Below are 22213 nucleotides of genomic sequence, written 5' to 3' on the forward strand. Positions count from 1 at the left end.
ATGAATAACTGACGCTATTATGTATGATATATTGTAAGAGATTTTATCAATCAGTTGCGCCTATTGATGTCTGCTATTGATTTAGATACCTTAATAAACCAAAATTCATGAGTTTACAGTACTTCTTTACGCATTAATCATCAAATATATTGTCCTTAGCGCAATAATTTGCTAAGATAACCGGCTTTACACGTCAACGCTGTTTAATTATTCCAAACAGTTCTGGCGCTTGCGATGATCCATTAATATTAGATACTTTAATATTAGACATCGACATCATGTTTGACGAGACGGCTGCTCGTCACCGATGATTGTTAAACCCATTATTGCAATCAACATTCATATTTTTATCTGTCTTTATCAAGGAGATACGCGTGGCTAATACTGCACAAGCTCGTAAACGCGCCCGTCAAAACACCAAACGTCGTCAGAACTCTGCGTCACAACGCTCTATGGTTCGTACTTACTTAAAACGTGTTGATGCGGCTATCGAAGCTAAAGATTATGACGCGGCTACCGAAGCTTACAACAGAGCGGTACCAGTTATTGATCGTATGGCTGACAAAGGTATTATTCATAAGAATAAAGCTGCTCGTCGTAAGAGCCGCCTAAACAAAACAATCAAAGGCCTACAAGCTTAAGATTTGTATTGTCTAGACCGCATTATGCTTCTATAGCATAATGACTAAAACCTTGCCACTGGTTCTCATACTGGGGCAAGGTTTTTTTATGCCTACTCGATATATATCTAGTGGATCGTCATTACCATTTTTTGATGAAATCTTATGTCCATTGCACCCCTGGTGGTAATAGCAGTTTACTTGGGTGATACCCTGCTGCACGATACCCATTCAACAATGAACTAATCGGACGTGTATATACTTGACCACGCCAGATAAAATGCGCATTTGCCTGATCAAAAGGTTTATCATCAAACCACAAAAACACCCCTTCCATCATTTTTGGCCAATCATTCCAATCGATCTCTTCCACATCGAACATCACGGCTAAGAATGCAGACAACAAAGTATCATGACTGACAGCCAGCATTAGATGCCCATGCTGCGGCTGGTTTTGATAAAAAAGGGATAAGAGATCTAGGCCACCTTGATAAGCATTTTTGGTGCCTTCAAGATTGCCTTGCAAAAAGCGATTGATAAAATTGAGTACACCAATCTCTTTAAATATTGGGTTCGCTATTTCAGGTTCAGTAACGAGGCTACCAGGCTCAACCAGCAGTGACTGATGCGTAATATCACGCTTTAGACCTGCTCCTTCCTGCATGAGCTGCGCCGTATCAATACAGCGTTTAATGGGGCTTGAGATGCTATCAACATCGAGTGAGTATGGGAGGTGACCTGCTAACCAACGACCCCAAGACTTAGCTAGTACGCGGCCTTTAGGCGTCAGCGGCAACTGATAGCTGGCAAAACCATTGCCGTCAGAACGCTCACGCAAAGAGTGTCTGGTAAATAAAATCAGCCGCTCATTTTCAGGTAATAGTCTGACCGAAGAAATCATACTATCTGGCAGATGTGAAGGCGCAGGCGCACTTGGTGTGTGACTCGCAAGCTTGTCAGCAGAGACTTTTGATAAGGTGCTATTAAGATATTTACTCATAGTAGCAAGCGTAGCAGATTTTTTGATAGGAATGAACAACTGACAAGTCTAGTTGCACTATATCTTGTAAATATCTTGTCATACAAGGAGTGAGCTTGTTTTTAAGAGAACTAAGCGAAGATAATTAACATGGCTTATCTACATAGATCCTCAACTAACCGATATCAATAACTTTATCCCACGCAAATGCCAACGCCGTACTGCTAATCTCATTAGGATAAGCCCTAGGATTGACAATCACTCGCGTATTACCTATTCGATAATCGAATGCTTCATGGGTATGACCATGCACCCACAAAGACGGTGCCCAGTCCTCATGCATCCACCCAGACAAATCACTAACAAAGGCAGCATTGCTTGGTAAATTAGCATATTTTTCAGACACCGATAATGCACTGACACTATGATGACTCATGACGACCGTTTTTTTGCCCAGTGCTTTGGCAGTGATTAGTGCTTGCTGCAACCACTGACGATGCTCTGAGTGAATTTGCATGGAAACTTCAGGTGAGAACATCTCTTTACCTGCATATATCTGCTTATAATCACGCATAAAATGCCTAGCAGCAGCCATAGTATCTTCATTGGCATGATACTGATAATCCGTCCACAGTGTGCAACCTAAGATTCGTATATCACCAATATCAATATGCTGGCACTGTAAGACACAAACCCCTTTGTTAGAGGCAGCATCATAATTGTCCCAAGTCGCCAACTTTTGGTCAAAACTTAGCACATCTTCGTCAAAATATTCGTGATTACCTGAGATCGTGATCAGAGGAACTTGTAAGCGTGCTGCCTGCTCTTGTAACCATGGCATCCCTCTATCGCTGTTGGCGGTGTCTCCCGCTACTAACACGATATCTGCGTCAGTTTTAGGAATATGCCCAATAGGGCGTGACTGGCGTGCATAACTATCAATATGTAAGTCACTTAGTATTTGTAATTTCATATAATTCAATATCGTCCAATAGTATCATTATCAGCCAATCGGTAACGTTAGCGTATTTTAATAGGCCAGCACTCCTTTTAATAGACTGCATAATTGGTTGCAGATCAGCCTACTTATAAAACCTCTCAGGTAGTGTAACAGCTTTTTTCTGTCTGAAAAAAGTAAAAAAAAGACAGCGATTTAGGCTGTCTTTTTTATTGTATTGCTATTAAAACTTAAATGCTTTGTAATATTCTATTTAGCTTCTCGGCAGGGTTTTTGGCTTGAGTGATTGAGCGTCCAATCACCAAATAATCAGAACCATCTAACAATGCTTGACTTGGCGTACAGATACGCTTTTGATCATCAGCATTGTCGTCTGCTAGTCGAATACCTGGTGTGACTAATTTAAAATCTTGACCGCATAACGCTTTAAGCGTTTTCGCTTCTTGAGCAGAGCATACTACCCCATCTAACCCAGCTTGCTTGGTCAATTGTGCCAATCGGCTCACCTGTACGTCTAAGCTATCAGTGATACCCGTTTGCATCAATGCGTCACTGTCCATAGAGGTCAATACAGTCACCGCGATGAGTAATGTATCAAGGTTATTATCTATTAAACGCTGTTTTGCCAAAGACATAGCCTCTAGACCTGCACTAGCATGAACATTGACCATCCATACACCAAGCTCGGCAGCAGCTAGTACCGCTTGAGCAGTAGTGTTAGGAATATCGTGAAACTTCAGGTCTAAGAATACCTCAAAGTTACGCTGATGCAGTGCCTTTATAATATCGGGACCACAGCGTGTAAATAGCTCTTTACCTACTTTGAGCCGGCATAACGCTGGATCCAATTGATCAGCTAATGCCAACGATGCTTGCAGAGTCATATTGTCTAAAGCAACAATGACGGGAGAGTTAATCATATTATTCATGGTTTTGCCGCATATCAGAATTATTAGAGCACTGTATTTTCAAAATCAACAACCATTTCTATGGCCGAGCAATTTAATCTCGCTTGCGCTTAGACAACGTACCACCTTCATTTAGATGTGTGTCTGTATTGTCTTGCATATCAATCGATCTGGCACCATAGACAGCCTCATCTACGGTTGGCGCATTGGCCTGACGGTCAATCACCACATTGGCTTGATTCAATTGCTCTTGTAGATTTGCATTTGCCTTTTGTAAACGTGAGATTTCCCACTTATTCTGTAGTACGCGGAATATAAGCAATGATAATAGAATACCAATAATGATGCCGAGTATTAAACATAGAATGAGCAGTAGTCCCAAATTCATTGTAGGCGCTTGCGAAAACAGTAAATTGACCCCGACCTCGGTATTATTTGCCAATACCAGACCAAGCGAGTAAGCAAAGCTCAAAAACAGCAATACGAATAATAAAAAGCGCATGAGACAGTTACCTCAGGTTGGAATGATAGTTTTTGGTCAGTCAATCATTAATGAATATTAGCTGTGTGCTACTTTATCATTGACTGCTTCACGTAATGCTTTACCTGGCTTAAAGTGTGGAATCGCTTTAGCAGGAACTGGTACGCTCTCCCCCGTTTTAGGATTGCGTCCGACACGAGCGCGGCGATGATGTAGACAAAAACTGCCAAACCCACGAACCTCGACTCGGCCATCATTGGCTAAAGTATGGGTCATCAAATTTAATATTTCGCGAACGGCATCATCAACGATGGTATCTGCCATGTTGTCACAATTCGCACTCAAATTACTGATAAATTCGGATTTGTTAATCGCTTGCTGCATTATTACGCTTGCCTTGTTGATTGATGGATAAACTGATAATAAGACAAAACAGTATTATCAACAGAAACACTAATAGCTCATATCAGAATAGTCTATTTGCACGAGTCATATCGCAACTCTAAATACACTGTCGCTCACATCTCGTTACTCAATGTTGCAAATGATAGCGGATATTGAGGAAAATAGGAATAAGAGTTTCCTTATTTAGCCAAAAACCTTACCTATTAATACAAATATCAAAACTTAACCATAAAAAAAGCGACCGAAGTCGCTTTTTTTATATTACTTTTATATCAATAACTTACAACTTACTGCATTTGCTCTTTGATCAAATCACCAATCGTTTTTGGCTGTGCATCAGACCCTGCAGCGGCAGTTGTGTTCGTGCTACCAAGATCTTTAATCGCTTGACGCTCTTCAGCTTCGTCTTTCGCTTTGATAGACAAGTTGATGTTGCGTGTTTTACGATCAACACTGATGATTTTTGCTTCAACGTCATCACCGACAGAAAGATGCTTAGTTGCATCTTCAACGCGGTCACGTTGAATTTCAGAAGCGCGTAGATAAGCTTCAACTTCGTCAGCAAGCTCAATAGTAGCGCCTTTAGCGTCTACTTCTTTCACTTTACCATTAACGATAGCACCGCGGTCATTAGCGACTAGGTATTCGTTAAATGGATCAGAGCTCAACTGCTTAATGCCTAGGCTGATACGGTTAGCTTCTGCATCTACAGACAATACCATTGCTTCAACGGTGTCGCCTTTGTTGTAATTACGGATAGCATCTTCGCCAGTTTCGTTCCAAGAGATATCAGATAAATGAACCAGACCATCGATACCACCGTCTAGACCAATAAAGATACCAAAATCAGTGATTGATTTGATCGTACCAGTGATTTTATCACCGCGCTCATGTTTCTTATCAAACTCATCCCATGGGTTAGCTAGAGTCTGTTTGATACCTAGGCTAATACGACGACGTTCTTCATCGATATCAAGGATCATTACTTCAACTTCATCGCCCACTTGAACTACTTTAGATGGGTGGATGTTTTTGTTGGTGTGATCCATTTCTGATACGTGTACTAGACCTTCGATACCTTCAGAAATCTCAGCGAAACAACCGTAATCAGTCAAGTTGGTTACGCGAGCTTTAACAACACTACCCACTGGGTAAGTACCGCCAACGTTGTCCCAAGGATCAGTACCAAGTTGTTTTAGACCTAGGCTTACGCGATTGCGTTCACGGTCAAACTTCAATACTTTAACTTTTAGGTCTTGACCAACTTCAACAACTTCAGATGGATGCTTGATACGGCGCCATGCCATGTCAGTGATGTGCAATAGACCATCGATACCACCTAGATCAACGAACGCGCCGTAATCAGTAAGGTTCTTAACGATACCTTCGATCTCAATGCCTTCTTCAAGTTTGTTCAATAGCTCTTCGCGCTCAGCTGAGTTTTCAGCTTCCATAACTGCACGGCGACTAACAACAACGTTATTACGCTTTTGATCAAGTTTGATGACTTTGAATTCTAGCTCTTTGCCTTCAAGATGCGTTGTATCACGGATAGGACGTACATCTACCAATGAACCTGGTAAGAACGCGCGTACTGAACCGATATCTACAGTGAAACCGCCTTTAACTTTGCTTGAGATGATACCTTTTACGATCTCATCATTGTCAGCGATTTTTTCAAGGAAGTTCCAAGTTTCAACACGCTTAGCTTTTTCACGTGACAGCAAGGTTTGACCCATACCGTTATCAACCGCTTCAACTACGACATCAACACTATCGCCAACTTCAACTTCAAGTTCGCCTTCTTCGCTTAAAAACTCTTCACGAGCGACGATACCTTCAGATTTTAGACCAGTATCTACTGTGATCCAATCGCTATCGATGGCCACAACAGTACCGTTAATCACCGAGCCACGCTCGATGTCTAGGCCAGTTTCTTCGATGCTCGCTTCAAATAGTTCAGCAAATGATTCCATTATGTCTACCTTTGTATAGCCGTATCCTGTCCAGCACAGTACGGATCAAATTTATGATTGCGTAAAACGAGAATACTGGTTTTATATCTTATGCAATCATATATAAAAACGTTTGTTGTTAATAAGCGCATATTTAAACTTACTAACAACAACTGTCTTACTTTATTCTATCAAACAAAATTTTATCAACCTAGCCTAATAAATAATTAATCGTTAAAAAACACTAACTTCCAACTGTACAATTCTACATTAAAAACAGGGACTATAGGAAATTTTTTAGTACTTAATATGTTGTTTTTATTAACTATTAAAAAACAGCCCTTTATCTTGACAATGTCTTTTTACTTGCTCGTAAACCGCATCAGCATCGAGCATTGAGCTATCAAGTAACAAAGCATCTGCTGCAGGTTTCGATGGTGCGGTGCTACGGTTCTCATCACGATCATCACGTTCTTTAATCGTCGCCAAAATCGAGTCAAAATCTGCTGCTTGCCCAGCATTAACTAGCTGGGTCACGCGGCGCTCAGCACGCGCTTCCGCGCTCGCCGTCAAATATACTTTCACATCGGCATCTGGGAATACAACGGTTCCCATGTCACGACCATCAGCGACAAGCCCTGAGCGTGTCGCCATATCTTGTTGCAACGTAAGCAGCGCTTGACGGACTGTTGGAAACACCGCGATTTGTGAAGCATAGCCGCCTACGGTCTCGTTACGTACCTGATCACCTACCGCTTGTCCATTCACAATGATGTCTACACGTCCAGAATCATTATTTGGTAAAAACGCTATCTCCAAACTTTTCGTGAGCGCTAGCACTGCCGACTCATCGATTGGATGGCTGGCATCTGCTGTGATCAATCCCGCCTCAAATGCTTTAAGTCCTACGATTCTATACAGCGCCCCAGAGTCTAATAGCTGATAGCCCAACACTTGAGCTAAACGCCATGTGACCGTACCTTTACCAGCGCCACTAGGCCCATCGATACAGATAACCGGATAGCGTGCTGAATGGTTTACACTATCGTTTTTATTGAGTAGATCGTTATCAGATACGGAGACGGTCATAATACTTACTCAATAATAGTTGTTACCCTATAGCTGTCATGCAGTAGCAATGAAGCAATATTTACTGGTATATCAAATGCTTGATAGCAAGCTAAAAAATTCGCTACCAAATAGGGCGATATTATAGCAAAAAATCATCGCTACCACTAGCGCCCAAACTGATATCTTATTTATTAATCATTTTGGATTAAACGCTGTTTTTATTCTGTTTCGCTAATCGCCTACGCTCACGAAAAAACGTCTTTAGCAATTGACTACTATGCTCACTGCACAATCCTCTATGAACTTGGATATTATGATTATAAAAAGGCTGCATTGATAAGTCCATCTGGCTGCCTACCATGCCAGCACGTGGCTCACTCGCCGCATATACTAGCCTATCAACACGTGCATGAATAAGCGCACCAATACACATCGTACAAGGCTCTAGTGTTACGTACAAAGTTGTCTGTAGTGGCAGTCGATAATTCTGTAGACGCTGACACGCCTCTCTTAATGCGACTATCTCAGCATGTGCCGTCGCATCATGACCGCCAATCGGTTGATTGAAACCTTGCCCGATAATCTGCTGATCGTGTACCAATATAGCGCCTACTGGCACCTCACCGACATCAGCGCCTTGGCTCGCTAGTCTAAGAGCCTTTTGCATCCATTGAACATCTGATAGCGACCAAAACATAAGCTGAGCAAAAGGTATACTTGCTGAGTCGCTCGCCGCTGAAAAATAAGGCGCTAAAGTTGTCTTCATCATATTTAGCATTTATTGCGGTAGCTGCCAGTCAATGGGCGTTCGGCCATACTGCATCAGATAATCATTGGTTTTAGAAAATGGCTTTGTCCCAAAAAATCCACCGCGGTTGGCAGCTAGCGGCGAAGGATGCACTGCCGTTAAAATAAGATGTTTGTCGGTATCGATATACTTACCTTTCTTTTGTGCTTTACTGCCCCACAAAATAAATACGGTATGTTCTGTCTGCTCGTTGACCGCGTCAATGACTGCATCGGTAAACTGCTCCCAGCCTTTATTTTGATGACTGTTTGGCTCGCCTTCTCGCACAGTTAGTGAGCTGTTTAGTAGCAAAACACCTTGCTGCGCCCAGTAAGTTAGGTCACCATGTTTTGAGGGTGCGATACCGATATCATCTGCCATCTCCTTAAGCAAGTTGTTTAATGATGGCGGCTTAGGAATCGCTTTAGGAACAGAGAATGACAATCCCATGGCCTGCCCTGGCCCATGATAAGGGTCCTGACCTAAAATCACCACTTTAACTTGCGATAAAGGCGTGAGATTAAGCGCATTAAACATCAACGGCGCGGGCGGATAAATGCTATCCCCTGACTGATAGGCTTCTTTTAAAAATGCACGCAGGTTGTCCATATTTTCGGATGTTAACTCATCTGCTAATGCCGCCTTCCAGTCCTCTGGCAGACGGACATTGTCTAAAATGGCTTGTTTTTGCTCTGGTGTTTTGGTTGTCTGCTCGTCAAACAGCTCCATGGTATATCCTTTTATATTTATTATGAAATGAATGCTTAGTGATTGGCTTATTTTAAAGACTAATAGTAACAAAAAACCGTATGAGCTTTGTTGATGAATTATAGCAACAAAAAAACGGCTACCGTAATGTTACGATAGCCGTTACTCTTATATTCAAACTAAATGTTTTAGCTAGCCACTGACTCAGAGTCTGAACGTGGCTCATGAGTCTCGACCACAGTCAAAACAATCCGACTATCCGGTGAACCTTTTTGCGAAGATTTATCTAACTTCACTGTATCATCGTCTTGCGTATTGTCGGCTTTAGGGGCTAAAGTCAAATGAACGACGCCGCCATTCACCAAGTCACCGAATAAAATCATATTTGCCAGTGGCTTTTTGATCTCGTCCTGAATCAGGCGCTGCATTGGACGTGCACCCATAAGGCGATCGTATCCTTTATCAGCCAGATAATCACGCACATCATCATCAATCTCTAATGTGACTTGCTTATCATCAAGCTGTACTTGTAGCTCAACCAAGAACTTGTCAACAACTGACACAACCACTGAAGTATCTAGTGGATTGAACTGAATAATCGCGTCTAGACGATTTCGGAACTCTGGCGTAAAGACGCGCTTGAGCGCCTCAGTGTTGTCGCGGCTATGATCTTGCTGAGTAAAGCCCATAGAAGAGCGACTGATACTATCAGCACCAACGTTGGTTGTCATAATAATGATGACTTGCTTAAAGATAGCAACACGGCCATTGTTATCAGTCAATGTACCATGATCCATCACCTGCAATAGCAAGTTGAAGACATCAGGATGCGCTTTTTCAATCTCATCAAGTAGCAGTACGCAATGCGGATGTTGATTGATCTTTTCAGTCAACAATCCACCTTGATCGTAACCAACGTAGCCTGGAGGCGCACCGATCAGACGTGATGCCGTATGCGCTTCCATGTACTCTGACATATCAAAGCGTACCAGCTCTACACCCAACAGATTGGCCAGCTGACGAGAGACCTCCGTTTTACCCACCCCTGTCGGCCCTGCAAACATAAACGAGCCAATCGGTTTATCTGGTGCTTTTAGTCCTGCACGAGACAGCTTAATTGCATCAGCAAGCGTGGTAATCGCTTCATCTTGACCAAACACTAAGTGCTTAAGATCACGATCCAAGTGCTCAAGAATGCTCTTGTCATCACTCGATACCGACTTGGGCGGAATGCGTGCCAGTTTAGCGATAATGGCTTCGATATCAGCGACATCGATTTTCATCGGTGGCTTTTGCGCTTTAGCAGATTTTAGGCCATCGGCAGACTGAGCACGGTCGTTTGCCTTTGCCGTCTCTGCTTCGTCTTGCATCTCATTATCACTGTCTGCATCGCTATCGATACCTTCGACATCAGCATCAATCTGTACATCAAAGTCTTGCTCTAAATCTGCAATAAAGCTCTCTTCAGCTTCAATATCCTCTACATCAGGTACCACACCCAGACGTTTGTACGCACCTGCCTCATCGATCACATCAATGGCTTTATCGGGTAAAAAACGCTCATGAATGTGCTTGGCTGATAACTGTACAGCAGTCACTAATGCCTCATCCGTGTATTCCACATTATGAAACTCTTCGTAGCGAGGCTTGAGGCCACGCAAGATATCGACGGCATCATCTACACTTGGTTCTTTCACATCGATTTTTTGGAAGCGACGTGATAGTGCATGGTCTTTTTCAAACACTTGACGGTACTCAGTAAAGGTCGTTGAACCAATGCAGCGCAGCTCACCATTAGCCAAGGCAGGTTTGATAAGGTTAGATACGTCCATATTGCTGCTCATTGACGAGCCTGCACCAATGATCATATGAATCTCATCAATAAATAAAATAGCATTGGGCTTTTTCTTCAGCGCATCAAGAAGCGATTTCATACGCTTTTCAAAATCACCACGATATTTCGTCCCAGCAATAAGCGAGCCGATATCAAGGCTATAAATCACGCAACCATTAAGTGGCTTGGGTGCCTTATCATTGATAATCAACCACGCCAAACCTTCGGCGATAGAGGTTTTACCAACGCCTGGTTCACCGACCAATAATGGATTATTTTTGCGGCGGCGACATAAAACTTGAGCGGCACGTTCAATTTCAGAAGCGCGGCCAATGAGTGGGTCTGTTTCGCCTTCAGCAGCACGCTGATTTAAATTGGTTGCAAACTCAACCAGTGGATCTTTGCTGGTTTTTTCAGACGCACTGCGGCGCTCACCAGTCATAGAAGCACGTTGCTCAGATGGCTCTTCTTTGTCTTGACCATGTGATAAATATTGGGTCAGCTCAAGACGGCTAATACCTTGTTTTTTGAGCAGATAAACGGCATAAGTATCATGCTCTGAGAACATAGAAACCAAAATATCAGAGCCTTCTACCAATCGACCACCGCCTATAGACTGCACATGAAAAATAGCGCGTTGCAAAATACGATCAAAGCTTTGCGTTGGCTGCGGTGACTGATCTGTATCTGCATCAACAGTTGGCGTGTGCTTATTGATATAAGCTTCAAGCTCAGTACGCAGTGCCGATATATTGGCATTACAGGCAGTTAGGGTATTGGCAGCGTGAGTATTTTCTAATAGCGCCAATAATAAATGTTCAACAGTAAGATACTCATGCGATTTTTGGCGCGCAAGCGTCATTGCTAAACGTAGAGAAACTTCAAGATGACGACTTAACATAACAACTTCCTACGGTTATATCTATCTTTATAATTGATAGTTTTATGAATGAGTTAGTAAGTAAATCAGGGCGATAGATCGATTGTTCAAGAGTAAGATTCGTATAATTAAAAAATCATGGATATATCATTTGGACCATAGACTGTGTGACGAATGCTGTAATCTATCTATCAGTTAGCAGTGATTGTGATAATTCATAGTCGCTTTTCTTTATATCAACACGATACTTCGACAGAGTCAATCTATTAACGCAGACTAAAGTGTATCAAAGCATACTACGAGTACATAACGAAGAATGTGAGAGCGACGAGAAGCTTAAAGAGCTAATGTGGATAAAAAATAAGTAGATGAACGAGGATATTAATAACGAGTGATCGAAAGGTTATAAAAATTATTGAGAAGCCTAGTTAGTATATAAGGATATATTACAATAAAATCAAGACTATAAGAGCGATATAATCACTGACATGCTTAATCAAATACGGGTATCTAAAGCGAGGCTGTAAAAATAGATGGCTTAGCTCACTTTGAGAGTGAGCTGCTATAACAACTGGATGAGAACAAAAAACGATTAGGTATGGCAATGAGAGCTGATGTGAGAATAAGATATAGTGTCTTGCTATCCTTTTACTCGCCTTGATGTGGCTCAATTTGGGTTAATAGTGGATAGCCCTCACGATGTGCCAAACTATTTACTTTTTTGGCCTTGGTCTCAGCGATGTCTTTGGGATAAATACCAGCAATACCTTTGCTACTATTGTGAATCGTTAGCATAATTTCGACCGCAGAGTCCATACTATGGCGGAACTCTGACTGCAAAATATAGACGACAAACTCCATTGGCGTGTAATTGTCATTATACATAACCACCGCATACATAGGCGGTTTAGCAATTTCTGGCTCAGCAACCAGCACATCTGCTTGCGGTGACGTTTCACCTTCTGTATCACCGTCCTGTGCGCGATGAGCAGGCATATTTGGAAAATGCCAATCAGCAACCGTTGGCGTAGCTTGTAATATCATTTTTTTCATCATAATCAAAGTATAATTATAAGGTAAGTTTGGAATAAGAGAGATTAGCTAGGCAGGCGATGAAATATCAAGCACTATGACTATATATAGACATGGTGCTTTGTTTTCAACTATATCATCGCTGTTTGGTATTTATTAAGACTTGTATCTAGGGAACAATCGGGCTTTCATCAACTTCTGGCAAGTCTAAAAGTGATGGTAGCATGTTATCAACCTTATCACCGAGCTTCCAATCGTACAATTGCTCTACTGTTTGGCCACCTGCTTGCAAGCTTAGTTTTGCTTGTAAAGGTTTAAAACCTGAGGGCATTATAAAACGACCGCGTATACGAACAATACCTTCGATCGCATAGCTTGCAGGATCTAAGGGAACTTCTACAAGGTCATCATTATTGAGTAACGTCAAGGTTGGCTGGAGTCGTTTGGCTTGACCGTCGCTACTGAGCATACCAATATCAAAACCATACTCAAAAGCATTTTCGGGCAGCGGTTCAATCTTAGCGCCCAATATTTGTAGCGGCATGCCACCTTTCTCAGCAATCACATCAGCATATATCTCATTAAGCTGTGAGACCTGCCTGTTTTCTACCGTCAGAGCTTGTTGATTTTCACGCAGCTCTTTTAGATTTGCGAGACTTATGGCCAGCTCTTGCTTGGCTGTCGCGGCTTGATTGGTCGCGATTTTATTACTAAGACGCAAATCTTCTAGCGCTTTTGTCGCTTCTTTACCATCGATAATCGCTTGCTGAGCTTGCGTTTCCATCGAATGAAAACCACGCTGATAGCCCAGCTTATGTCCGAATAGCAATCCAGCCACGGCAGTCACTAATATCACTACTACAAATAAAGCCAATACTAATGTAGACGCGCCTCGTTGAGTGCTACCGATATCACTCATAAAGCCATTACTATTTTTATCGGAATGCGTTTTGCACGCCAAGCCATATAGAACAGAATCTTGACACGATAGACGTGATGACTTTAAAAAAAAGCGTCGTTCAAGTTTAACACGCATTTAGATGGTATCTCTTAAGAGTAAAGGCAAGTTATTATAGCGGAATTTATAATCAATACCTAGTACCATAAATATGAATGACTTAGCGACAAAAAAGCCAGCATTAAGGTACGATAGGTGCAAAATTGAGTCCCATCGACTCATCAAAGCCGAACATCACATTCATATTCTGGACAGCTTGCCCTGCGGCACCTTTTACCAAATTGTCTTGCACCACAATGACCGTCAGCTCAGCACGCTCGTTGTCTTGATGTACTGCGATACGTAGACGATTACTAGCACGCACACTGCGCGTGTCTGGATAAACACCTTTTGGCATGACATCAACAAAACCTTCTGATGCATAGCTGTCCTCAAACACTTGCTGCCAATCGATAGCCGCACCTGCATCGGTCAGCTCCATATGAATTGAGCTCAGCATACCGCGTATCATAGGCACTAAGTGCGGTAAAAAGCGAATGCGATGTGTAAACTGACTGTCTAGTAACTGCGCCACACCCTGCTCAATCTCCGGCAAGTGGCGATGACCTTCAACGCTATAAGCTTTAAAATTATCCGTTGTTTCCGCATAATTAAGTGCCAGTGACGCTTGACGACCAGCACCTGATACACCAGATTTGGCATCGATGACAATGCGAGACTCGACTAGTCTTTCTGCTTGCTCATTTTGTGCTTCGATAACAGGTTTTAAACCCAAAATCGCAGTAGTCGGATAGCAGCCAGGGTTGCCAACTAATAAAGCGCTGGCAAGCTTATCACGATTGATTTCAGGCAACCCGTAAACTGCTGTCTTCAACAGCTCAGGGCAAGCATGAGATTGTTTGTACCAGTGCTCAAACTCCGTCAATGATTGCAGGCGAAAATCAGCTGCCAAATCGATGACTTTTACGCCAGCTTGGGTCAGCGCTTCTGCTTGCTTCATCGCAACACCATGCGGCGTCGCAAAAAATACAACATCACATTTTTGCAATGCCCCAAGCGTATTGTCACCTAAGTCACTGAAAACAATATCTGAGATACCGCGTAAGCTTGGGAAGATTTCATCAGCGCGAGTGCCAGCTTCGCTACGCGAGGTTAGCAAATCAATAGACACTTCAGGGTGAGCAGATAGTAAGCGAATAAGCTCAATACCTGTGTAACCTGTACCACCGACAATCGCTGCTGAAATCATAAATTATCCTTATTCTTAGTAAGCACTCATTATATCTAATAAATTCTATATTTTTATCTAGCTTACAAAGCCATATAGACATAAAACCAGTCTGTCAATCCTACCGTCTCTGAATATTATGGCTTTGAATACCATAGCATAGCTTTAAATACCGTGGCTTTTAGATCTTGTAGTCATGTACCGCATCAACAAAGACTTTGGCATTGTCAGGATTCACCCACTGGGTAATACCATGACCTAAGTTTGCAATGTAGCCAGTTTTTTCGCCATTAGCATAGGCGCGATCAAGCATCGCACTCACTTCAGAGCGGATAGTGGCGGGTGATCCGTATAACGTTGCCGGATCTAAATTGCCTTGAATGGCTTTGCTGCTTTGTAGCTTCTTATGCTTTTTGGTTAACTCGCGCTGACTCTCAGTCAGTACTTGACGCGCGCGGTCAAGCGGCATCGTCCAATCTAAACCTAAAGCGTCAGCTTCGCTATCAGCCTGAATATCAAGCCATAATCCGCCACCTTTGGTAAATAATACCACTGGTACTTGTGGATGGCGTTGCTTTAGTTCAGCCACGATACGCTTGTTGTAATTGTGCGAAAACTCGATAAATTGACGATGACCAAGCGCCCCGCCCCAACTGTCAAATATTTGTACGATCTGAGCTCCGGCCACAATTTGTGCATCGAGATAGTCAATGACCGAAGTCGCAAGCTTATCTAATAGCTGATGTAAAAAATCAGGATCGCTATACAAAAAGCCTTTGGTATAACGATAATCCTTTGAACTACCACCTTCTATCATATACGTCGCAAGCGTCCATGGACTACCAGAAAACCCAAATAAAGGCACTTGACCATTTAGCGCTTTGCGAATGCTGGTCACGGCGCGCATTACATAGTCAAGAGAATCATTAGGCTCAAGTACTGGCAATCTATCAAGATCAGCCTGCTTGCGAATTGGATGCTTAAACTTAGGACCTTCGCCAGTCTCAAAATACAAACCCAATCCCATGGCATCAGGAATGGTCAAGATGTCACTAAATAAGATCGCGGCATCTAAGTCATAACGACGTAACGGTTGGAGCGTCACTTCAGTAGCACGATCTGTATCTTTGCACAGGCTCATAAAGTCGCCGGCTTCAGCACGAGTGGCTTTGTACTCTGGTAAGTAACGACCAGCTTGGCGCATCATCCAAACTGGCGTGGTATCGATGGGCTCAAAGCGTAATGCACGTAGCAGCCTGTCATTTTTTAGTGGTGCAAATTGCTGCTGAATCGAGTCACTCTTGTCTGAAGCACTCATGTACAAATCTCCAAAACAACATAGTATCCATATTTATAAATAGATACTGTGCTGGATAAAATAGGTTGAATAAAATAACAATAAATATTTATAAGCTATAAAAAACAGCCGTGCTATATCATGAATACGTTATACAGTTATCGCAAGATTGTCACGATGCACCATCACCACACGGTCTTCGTTACTACCAAAGATTTTGTCAAACTTCTCTGTACGCTCACGGGCAACACGGTGCGCCTCATGCGATGAGAAGTTTACTTGCCCAACGGCTATACGCTCGCCAGTGTCTTGATGAACAATTTCTACCACATCACCTTCATCAAAGCCGCCACGAACTTCTACAACGCCTACTGGCAGTAAGCTTCTGTTATGCTCAGTCAATGCTTTTGCGGCACCTGCATCAACGACCAAGCTACCTGACATACGCAAATGCGCGGCAAGCCATTGTTTCCGAGCGATGATTTTATCTTCTTCGTTGGTGGTCAATAATGTACCGACTGCCTCACCTGAGACAACACGAGTGATCACATCATCGATAGCACCGCTCACAATAACGGTTGGACAACCACCCATTGCTGCAAGACGACCAGCACGAATTTTGGTTAACATACCACCGCGTCCAAGCTTACCACCGTCACCTGCAATATCAAATAAATAATCGGCCATGGCACGTTCTTGACGAATCATCTTGGCATCAGGATTGTCACGTGGGTTATCAGTGAACACGCCTTCTTGATCGGTTAAGATGATGTACAAATCTGCATTAACCATCGCGGCTGCCATCGCACCCAACGTGTCATTATCGCCAAATTTAATCTCATCAATGGTAATGGTATCATTTTCGTTAATGACCGGTAGCACACGCCATTCTAATAGTTGCGTGAGCGCGCCTGTGGTATTGAGATAACGGCTACGATTGGACAAGTCATCATGAGTCAATAAGAGCTGTGAGCTTTGAATTCCATGCTGAATAAGTGCTGACCACCATGTTTCAATCAGTCCCATTTGGCCAATAGAAGCGCAGGCTTGTAATGCTGCCAGTTTTTTAGGGCGTTCCTCAAGGTCCATACGTACCACACCTTCAGCAACGGCACCTGACGATACCAGCAGCACTTCAACACCTTTTTTGTGCAGCTTAGCAATCTGCTTTGCCCACTCATATATGGCAGTACGATCCAACCCTCGACCATTATTTGTCAATAATGATGAGCCAATCTTGACAATAACGCGCTGAATATCAAAGTTGCGAGATTGTTTAACAAATCTTGCTTCTTCGGTCGTGTTTGCTATGTCATCTGCCATATAAACTCCTTTTTTTCATATCAATTGATTGTAGGGATTAAATTCACAATTCAAGTATAACCGCTTAAGCATACTAGCTTAAGGAACGTACATTACCTCAACACCATCGTCGTCGTCATCCAAATCGGACAAATCTAAGCCTTCACGCGCGGCTTTACGAGCTGCACGATATGCTTCACGCTGTGCTTCAGTGTTTAGACGCACTTCGGCTTCTAAACGCTCAAAACGTTCTTTTTGTGCTTCAGCGAATATAGGATCTTCTATTTCACGCTCGCGCTCAAGTTCAATATCATTCATTAAATGATATTTTACTGCATCAACACCTTCACCAGTCAGGGTTGCTGTACGGAAAACCATACCTGTCCAACCAAGCTCTGCCACGATATGTGTACAAAGCGCGTTCAAGTCTTCATCATTGACCTGATCGATTTTGTTCAATACCAAAATTTGTGGTAAGTTGGCCAATTCAGGTGAAAAACGCTCAAGCTCATTTAGGATAACGCGGGCGTTCTCGACCGGGTCGCTACCATCAACAGGCTTGACATCGACTAAGTGTAACAGACGACGCGTACGCGCAACATGTTTTAAGAAGCGAATACCAAGTCCTGCGCCTTCTGATGCGCCTTCAATAAGACCAGGGATATCTGCCATCACGAACGAACGATGACGACCAATATCGACCACACCCAAGTTTGGTACTAGCGTGGTAAACGGATAATCAGCCACTTTTGGTCTAGCAGCAGAGACTTGACGGATAAAGGTCGACTTACCCGCGTTAGGCAAACCAATCAAGCCAACATCAGCCACAACTTTTAGCTCAAACTTAAGAACTTTTAACTCACCCTCAAAACCAGACGTGGCTTTACGCGGTGCTTGGTTGGTTGAGCTTTTGAAATGGGTATTACCCAGACCACCGTCACCACCTTTAGCGACCAATAGCGTCTGGCCAATTTCAATCAAATCACCGAGTACTTCATCAGTTTCGGTATCCACGACCGTTGTACCAACTGGTACTGGTAAATACAAATCATCTGATCCTTTGCCTGAGCAGTTTCTGCTATGACCGTTTTCAGCGCGCATGGCATCATGACGACGCGTATAGCGATAGTCAACTAGAGTGTTGGTGTTGTCCTCTGCAATGACATAAATATCTCCGCCCTTGCCACCATCGCCACCATCCGGTCCACCACGTGGGACATATTTTTCTCGGCGAAAACTGGCGATTCCGTTACCACCGTCACCTGCTTTTACCGTTACGACGGCTTCATCAATAAATCGCATCTTACGTTCCTTAATTCACAATCCAGTCTATGACTGGTGACAACCAGCGGTTGTATTTTGAGGTTTTGCTATATCGTTCTGACAAAATGAGCAATCTATAGAAGCTATGTTACGTCATGCCCATTATGACAATAACACCCGATAATCAATCGGACTATCGGGTGTTTAAGTATGACAGTTAAAGTGATACCAAGCTATGCAAAGTAGAGTCTATTGCAGCATAATCTTTAAAGTGACCATGCTTTGAGAGGCTTAGTATAACGTTATTGCGCTACTGTATTTAGTAATCTATGCTGGAATCTGAGCGTAGCTGATTCCTGCCATCTGCGTCGCCAAACGCAATACCTGAGTACTATAACCGACTTCATTATCATACCAAACATAAACAATAGCTTGGTTGTCAGTCAAAATAGTCGCTTGGGCATCAACGATACCAACATGGGTCGTACCAACAAAGTCAGTAGATACGGCTTCTGTAGAATCGGTATAAGCAATTTGCGACTGCCACGTGCTGCTGTTAGCAATCTTACGCAAGAACTCATTCAACGCATCAGCGCTTGCTGGTGCGGTCTTTAGATTCAAGTTCAAGATTGCTAGGCTGACATTTGGTGTCGGTACACGGATAGCATTACCCGTCAGCTTACCGTTCAATTCTGGTAATGCTTTGCCCACTGCTTTTGCAGCACCAGTACTGGTGATAACCATGTTCATCACCGCACTACGACCACGACGGTCTGCTTTGTGATAGTTATCAACCAAGTTCTGATCATTGGTAAATGAGTGAATAGTCTCTACATGACCATTTACGATACCGTACTCATCGTTTAGTACATTTAACGTCGGTGTAATCGCATTGGTCGTACAGCTCGCAGCACTCACGATTGTGTCATCACCAACGGTGTCGTTATTCACACCATAAACGACGTTTTTGATATCGCCACCAGCAGGTGCTGTTAGGAGTACTTTTTTCACGCCAGTAGACTGTAGGTGCTTACCAAGGCCCGCTTCGTCTTTCCAAATACCGGTGTTATCGATAACTAGCGCATTGTTAATACCATAAGCAGTATAATCGATTTCGCTTGGGTCTTTGGCATAGATGACTTGTACGAAACGACCATTAACGATCATGCCGTTATTGTCTTCATCGATACTGATGCCACCTAAGAATCTACCATGAATTGAGTCGCGCTCAAGCAATGAGATACGCTTAGCCAAGTCACCAGCAGCGGCTGGACGTACGACGATTGCCTTTAGCTGCAAACCTTTTGCGCTTGACGCTTGTGACAATAACAGACGGGTCAAGATACGACCGATACGACCAAAGCCATATAGTACGACGTCTGTTGCGCCATTCACGGCACCAGCGTTGTTGATAGACTGTAGAGCGGCTTGTACATCGGTATCATTAGCAATCAATTGACCAACATCAATACGAGTAGCTTGGATATCAGTGTTTTCTGAGATAACTTTTACCATCGCTAGAGTATCAGCGATATCGATAGCGTTGGCATCGTTGTCGCGCAATGCTGCTTTTTGATGTAGTCCAAGTATTTGACCAACTGAAGTAGCGTCTAGCGTTTCGCCAAACAAAGTCACTTGTACGTCTTGCTCATTATAGAGCTTGCTCAATAGCCCCATAAGCTCAATGGCTTGTTGCTCTTGATTGTTGTAGTTTTTTAAGTGGTCTTGATGTAATTGGCGTAAGGTATCAGCGTTGCTCACGAGAAACATCCTTATGGTCAGTAATGTATGATCGATAAAATATGAAGAGATATAAATAAGATAGGTCGTGTATGCTCTAGGTGGTGACTGTAATAGGATAATCAACCACTATCAATATCAGTTCTTGACGTCAGAGTATTCAAATCGCCTAGATTTTAGCCTAAAATGCCTCATTTTGCCAGTAATAACCGATTAGCTAGTGTGCATAATAGGTTTTGTCGTTATATACAAACTCATATATAAACAAGTATAAAAATAAAGGCAGCCATATATGCTGCCTTATTAGGACGTCGTTTACATGATAATTGCCATAGCGCTTAATTAATTGAAGCAATAATTTTCATTATATCTATTATGGTGCTAGATTCACTGTTTGATTGCTCTGCGACGTCAATGTAAACTCTTTCAAATCATATCCTTGCTGCTGAGCAACCTGACGATATTTAGTATACGTTTCCTGACTGATATTCGGCGACCGTGCTAGAAGCCATAAGTATTTTTTATTAGGTGTCCCTACTAGCGCAGTTTTATAATCTGCATCACGTGCTAGTACCCAATAATCAGCACGACCGACTGGGATCCAGCGAATCCAATTCGGTAAAAACGTCACTTTTAGTTTGCTACCACTTTCATCGACTGGCTTAGCCAAACCTTCTGCCGTAATACCTAAACCATCCTCGCTCACGCATTTGTTAGTGACGACCATGCCTGACCCATCGGTCTTTTGCGTATAGTTTGCCGTGACATCGCCTGCACATTTACGCTGGAAATACATCGGTAGACGTCCAATCTCATACCATGTCCCAGCGTATTCATTGAGATCGACACTATCCACTGTCGTTGGTGTGCTTGCAGGCTTATAGATAATATCGTTTGGCTTAACTGATAGCATATCGGTCGTAATCTTCTCGCTCATCACATTATCTTGCATATTACTGGTAGTAGCCATATTAATGGGCGGCGTTGCAGCATAGGCTGAAAATGCCGCTAGCGGTATGATGATCGCTAACGCAATGCCTGTATGCTTGATAAGTCCATTCATAAATATACGCTCCGGTATGTCTTTGTATGACGAGTTGATAGTGGTTGATGAAGTATCAAGGATTTGCTTGGTGCTGTCTTGCAAATTACTTGCTTGGTCATCTACAAGCTCAGAGATTAGCGGCTCGTCTTTATTCAACGTTGCTGATCGCTTGTATCCATTAGCAATGTTGAATTGTTCTTTATCATTATTTTTCAGATGTTGACTGTTTTTACTGTTACTCATAGCGGACTCTTTGACCTTAGTAAGGCTTTTGTCGGCGCTTTTGTATCCAAAATAGCTGTCTTGTGAAGACATGTCGTCTGCCAGATGGTGCGAATATTCGCCGTTCAGGTTTTCATTGCTCAGTTTTTTATGGCTATAGTTTGCATCATTACTGGCATTTATTGTTTGTTGCGCATGACGACCATTGTTATAGCTGTTTGACTGTATAGTCTGCTGAGATTGAGAACCAGCTGCCTGTGAGTCAGTCCATGCTGAATCAGGTAACTTATTGGTTTTCATAGGGATACCGTTATTAATAGTGACTGTTAAAATACCTTATCTGCATCATTTATCCGAATTGATTTTATAATGAGCCTGAGTTTCAGAATTAATTATCGACCCAAACTCTACTGCTACAAACGCTCTTTTTTATTATAAGTTTTGATAGATGCGTTAATATTTAGTTTACTGATAAAAACCAGAATCAATGCGTTGTAGATATGGAATATATATTAAGGGCAGCTGGACTATTAAAACAGT

Annotated in this window: 19 protein-coding genes; 1 reads left to right on the plus strand and 18 read right to left on the minus strand. The window is 42.7% G+C overall.

Going from position 1 to position 22213, the window contains the following annotated elements:
- The first annotated feature begins 374 nt into the window (after nucleotides 1-374).
- Complete coding sequence (gene rpsT / locus B3V51_RS00340) at nucleotides 375-641, plus strand: 30S ribosomal protein S20 (protein ID WP_071003512.1); 267 nt, start codon at nucleotides 375-377, stop codon at nucleotides 639-641.
- A gap of 142 nt (nucleotides 642-783) precedes the next feature.
- Here the strand turns inward: rpsT and B3V51_RS00345 are convergent, their stop codons facing one another.
- The 18 genes from B3V51_RS00345 to B3V51_RS00430 form a co-directional block, all read right to left on the minus strand.
- Nucleotides 784-1620 carry a histidine phosphatase family protein gene (locus tag B3V51_RS00345; RefSeq protein ID WP_286707761.1) on the minus strand — a complete coding sequence of 279 codons (837 nt, stop codon included), beginning with the start codon at nucleotides 1618-1620 and terminating at the stop codon, nucleotides 784-786.
- 154 nt (nucleotides 1621-1774) lie between these two features.
- Nucleotides 1775-2572, minus strand: coding sequence for a metallophosphoesterase (locus tag B3V51_RS00350; protein ID WP_286707762.1), 798 nt, complete (start codon nucleotides 2570-2572; stop codon nucleotides 1775-1777).
- A gap of 215 nt (nucleotides 2573-2787) precedes the next feature.
- On the minus strand, nucleotides 2788-3486 hold the full coding sequence (gene pyrF / locus B3V51_RS00355; RefSeq protein WP_186474809.1) for an orotidine-5'-phosphate decarboxylase: 699 nt from the start codon (nucleotides 3484-3486) through the stop codon (nucleotides 2788-2790).
- A gap of 73 nt (nucleotides 3487-3559) precedes the next feature.
- Nucleotides 3560-3967 carry a lipopolysaccharide assembly protein LapA domain-containing protein gene (locus tag B3V51_RS00360; protein WP_071003508.1) on the minus strand — a complete coding sequence of 136 codons (408 nt, stop codon included), beginning with the start codon at nucleotides 3965-3967 and terminating at the stop codon, nucleotides 3560-3562.
- Between the two features lie 57 nt (nucleotides 3968-4024).
- Nucleotides 4025-4330, minus strand: coding sequence for an integration host factor subunit beta (locus B3V51_RS00365; protein ID WP_058024195.1), 306 nt, complete (start codon nucleotides 4328-4330; stop codon nucleotides 4025-4027).
- 308 nt (nucleotides 4331-4638) lie between these two features.
- A complete protein-coding gene (gene rpsA, locus B3V51_RS00370; RefSeq protein ID WP_286707763.1) occupies nucleotides 4639-6327 on the minus strand; it encodes a 30S ribosomal protein S1 in 1689 nt (562 codons plus the stop codon).
- Nucleotides 6328-6627: 300 nt separating this feature from the next.
- Nucleotides 6628-7395, minus strand: a complete 768-nt coding sequence (gene cmk, locus B3V51_RS00375) for a (d)CMP kinase (RefSeq protein ID WP_286707764.1) — start codon at nucleotides 7393-7395, stop codon at nucleotides 6628-6630.
- A 187-nt stretch (nucleotides 7396-7582) separates the two neighbouring features.
- Complete coding sequence (gene tadA, locus B3V51_RS00380) at nucleotides 7583-8146, minus strand: tRNA adenosine(34) deaminase TadA (RefSeq protein WP_414706356.1); 564 nt, start codon at nucleotides 8144-8146, stop codon at nucleotides 7583-7585.
- A 9-nt stretch (nucleotides 8147-8155) separates the two neighbouring features.
- Nucleotides 8156-8893, minus strand: coding sequence for a uracil-DNA glycosylase (locus B3V51_RS00385; RefSeq protein ID WP_286707765.1), 738 nt, complete (start codon nucleotides 8891-8893; stop codon nucleotides 8156-8158).
- Between the two features lie 167 nt (nucleotides 8894-9060).
- Nucleotides 9061-11607 (minus strand): ATP-dependent Clp protease ATP-binding subunit ClpA, encoded by a 2547-nt coding sequence (gene clpA / locus B3V51_RS00390; protein WP_212563710.1) that lies wholly within the window; start codon nucleotides 11605-11607, stop codon nucleotides 9061-9063.
- Nucleotides 11608-12234: 627 nt separating this feature from the next.
- Nucleotides 12235-12630, minus strand: coding sequence for an ATP-dependent Clp protease adaptor ClpS (locus tag B3V51_RS00395; protein WP_083328960.1), 396 nt, complete (start codon nucleotides 12628-12630; stop codon nucleotides 12235-12237).
- 157 nt (nucleotides 12631-12787) lie between these two features.
- The gene (locus tag B3V51_RS00400; RefSeq protein WP_284719219.1) at nucleotides 12788-13537 is read right to left on the minus strand and encodes a hypothetical protein; all 750 of its coding nucleotides are present in this window, start codon (nucleotides 13535-13537) and stop codon (nucleotides 12788-12790) included.
- 220 nt (nucleotides 13538-13757) lie between these two features.
- Entirely contained in the window at nucleotides 13758-14825 is a 1068-nt protein-coding gene (gene argC / locus B3V51_RS00405; protein ID WP_071003502.1) for an N-acetyl-gamma-glutamyl-phosphate reductase, read from the minus strand.
- A 160-nt stretch (nucleotides 14826-14985) separates the two neighbouring features.
- On the minus strand, nucleotides 14986-16122 hold the full coding sequence (gene hemE / locus B3V51_RS00410; RefSeq protein WP_212563712.1) for a uroporphyrinogen decarboxylase: 1137 nt from the start codon (nucleotides 16120-16122) through the stop codon (nucleotides 14986-14988).
- Between the two features lie 129 nt (nucleotides 16123-16251).
- Entirely contained in the window at nucleotides 16252-17424 is a 1173-nt protein-coding gene (gene proB, locus B3V51_RS00415; RefSeq protein WP_058024204.1) for a glutamate 5-kinase, read from the minus strand.
- Nucleotides 17425-17502: 78 nt separating this feature from the next.
- Entirely contained in the window at nucleotides 17503-18705 is a 1203-nt protein-coding gene (gene cgtA / locus B3V51_RS00420) for an Obg family GTPase CgtA (protein WP_058024205.1), read from the minus strand.
- Between the two features lie 288 nt (nucleotides 18706-18993).
- Nucleotides 18994-20436, minus strand: a complete 1443-nt coding sequence (locus B3V51_RS00425) for a glyceraldehyde-3-phosphate dehydrogenase (RefSeq protein ID WP_212563713.1) — start codon at nucleotides 20434-20436, stop codon at nucleotides 18994-18996.
- Between the two features lie 343 nt (nucleotides 20437-20779).
- Nucleotides 20780-21973, minus strand: a complete 1194-nt coding sequence (locus B3V51_RS00430) for a lipocalin family protein (RefSeq protein ID WP_212563714.1) — start codon at nucleotides 21971-21973, stop codon at nucleotides 20780-20782.
- Nucleotides 21974-22213 lie beyond the last annotated feature (240 nt).

Source organism: Psychrobacter sp. UBA2514, from assembly GCF_002341255.1.
Taxonomy (GTDB): domain Bacteria; phylum Pseudomonadota; class Gammaproteobacteria; order Pseudomonadales; family Moraxellaceae; genus Psychrobacter; species Psychrobacter pacificensis.

Coding starts and splice junctions, on each gene's coding strand:
- B3V51_RS00345 (WP_286707761.1), bottom strand. CDS start 1,620: ATGAGTAAATATCTTAATAGCACCTTATCAAAAGTCTCTGCTGACAAG.
- B3V51_RS00350 (WP_286707762.1), bottom strand. CDS start 2,572: ATGAAATTACAAATACTAAGTGACTTACATATTGATAGTTATGCACGC.
- pyrF (WP_186474809.1), bottom strand. CDS start 3,486: ATGAATAATATGATTAACTCTCCCGTCATTGTTGCTTTAGACAATATG.
- B3V51_RS00360 (WP_071003508.1), bottom strand. CDS start 3,967: ATGCGCTTTTTATTATTCGTATTGCTGTTTTTGAGCTTTGCTTACTCG.
- B3V51_RS00365 (WP_058024195.1), bottom strand. CDS start 4,330: ATGCAGCAAGCGATTAACAAATCCGAATTTATCAGTAATTTGAGTGCG.
- rpsA (WP_286707763.1), bottom strand. CDS start 6,327: ATGGAATCATTTGCTGAACTATTTGAAGCGAGCATCGAAGAAACTGGC.
- cmk (WP_286707764.1), bottom strand. CDS start 7,395: ATGACCGTCTCCGTATCTGATAACGATCTACTCAATAAAAACGATAGT.
- tadA (WP_414706356.1), bottom strand. CDS start 8,146: ATGATGAAGACAACTTTAGCGCCTTATTTTTCAGCGGCGAGCGACTCA.
- B3V51_RS00385 (WP_286707765.1), bottom strand. CDS start 8,893: ATGGAGCTGTTTGACGAGCAGACAACCAAAACACCAGAGCAAAAACAA.
- clpA (WP_212563710.1), bottom strand. CDS start 11,607: ATGTTAAGTCGTCATCTTGAAGTTTCTCTACGTTTAGCAATGACGCTT.
- B3V51_RS00395 (WP_083328960.1), bottom strand. CDS start 12,630: ATGATATTACAAGCTACGCCAACGGTTGCTGATTGGCATTTTCCAAAT.
- B3V51_RS00400 (WP_284719219.1), bottom strand. CDS start 13,537: ATGAGTGATATCGGTAGCACTCAACGAGGCGCGTCTACATTAGTATTG.
- argC (WP_071003502.1), bottom strand. CDS start 14,825: ATGATTTCAGCAGCGATTGTCGGTGGTACAGGTTACACAGGTATTGAG.
- hemE (WP_212563712.1), bottom strand. CDS start 16,122: ATGAGTGCTTCAGACAAGAGTGACTCGATTCAGCAGCAATTTGCACCA.
- proB (WP_058024204.1), bottom strand. CDS start 17,424: ATGGCAGATGACATAGCAAACACGACCGAAGAAGCAAGATTTGTTAAA.
- cgtA (WP_058024205.1), bottom strand. CDS start 18,705: ATGCGATTTATTGATGAAGCCGTCGTAACGGTAAAAGCAGGTGACGGT.
- B3V51_RS00425 (WP_212563713.1), bottom strand. CDS start 20,436: ATGTTTCTCGTGAGCAACGCTGATACCTTACGCCAATTACATCAAGAC.
- B3V51_RS00430 (WP_212563714.1), bottom strand. CDS start 21,973: ATGAAAACCAATAAGTTACCTGATTCAGCATGGACTGACTCACAGGCA.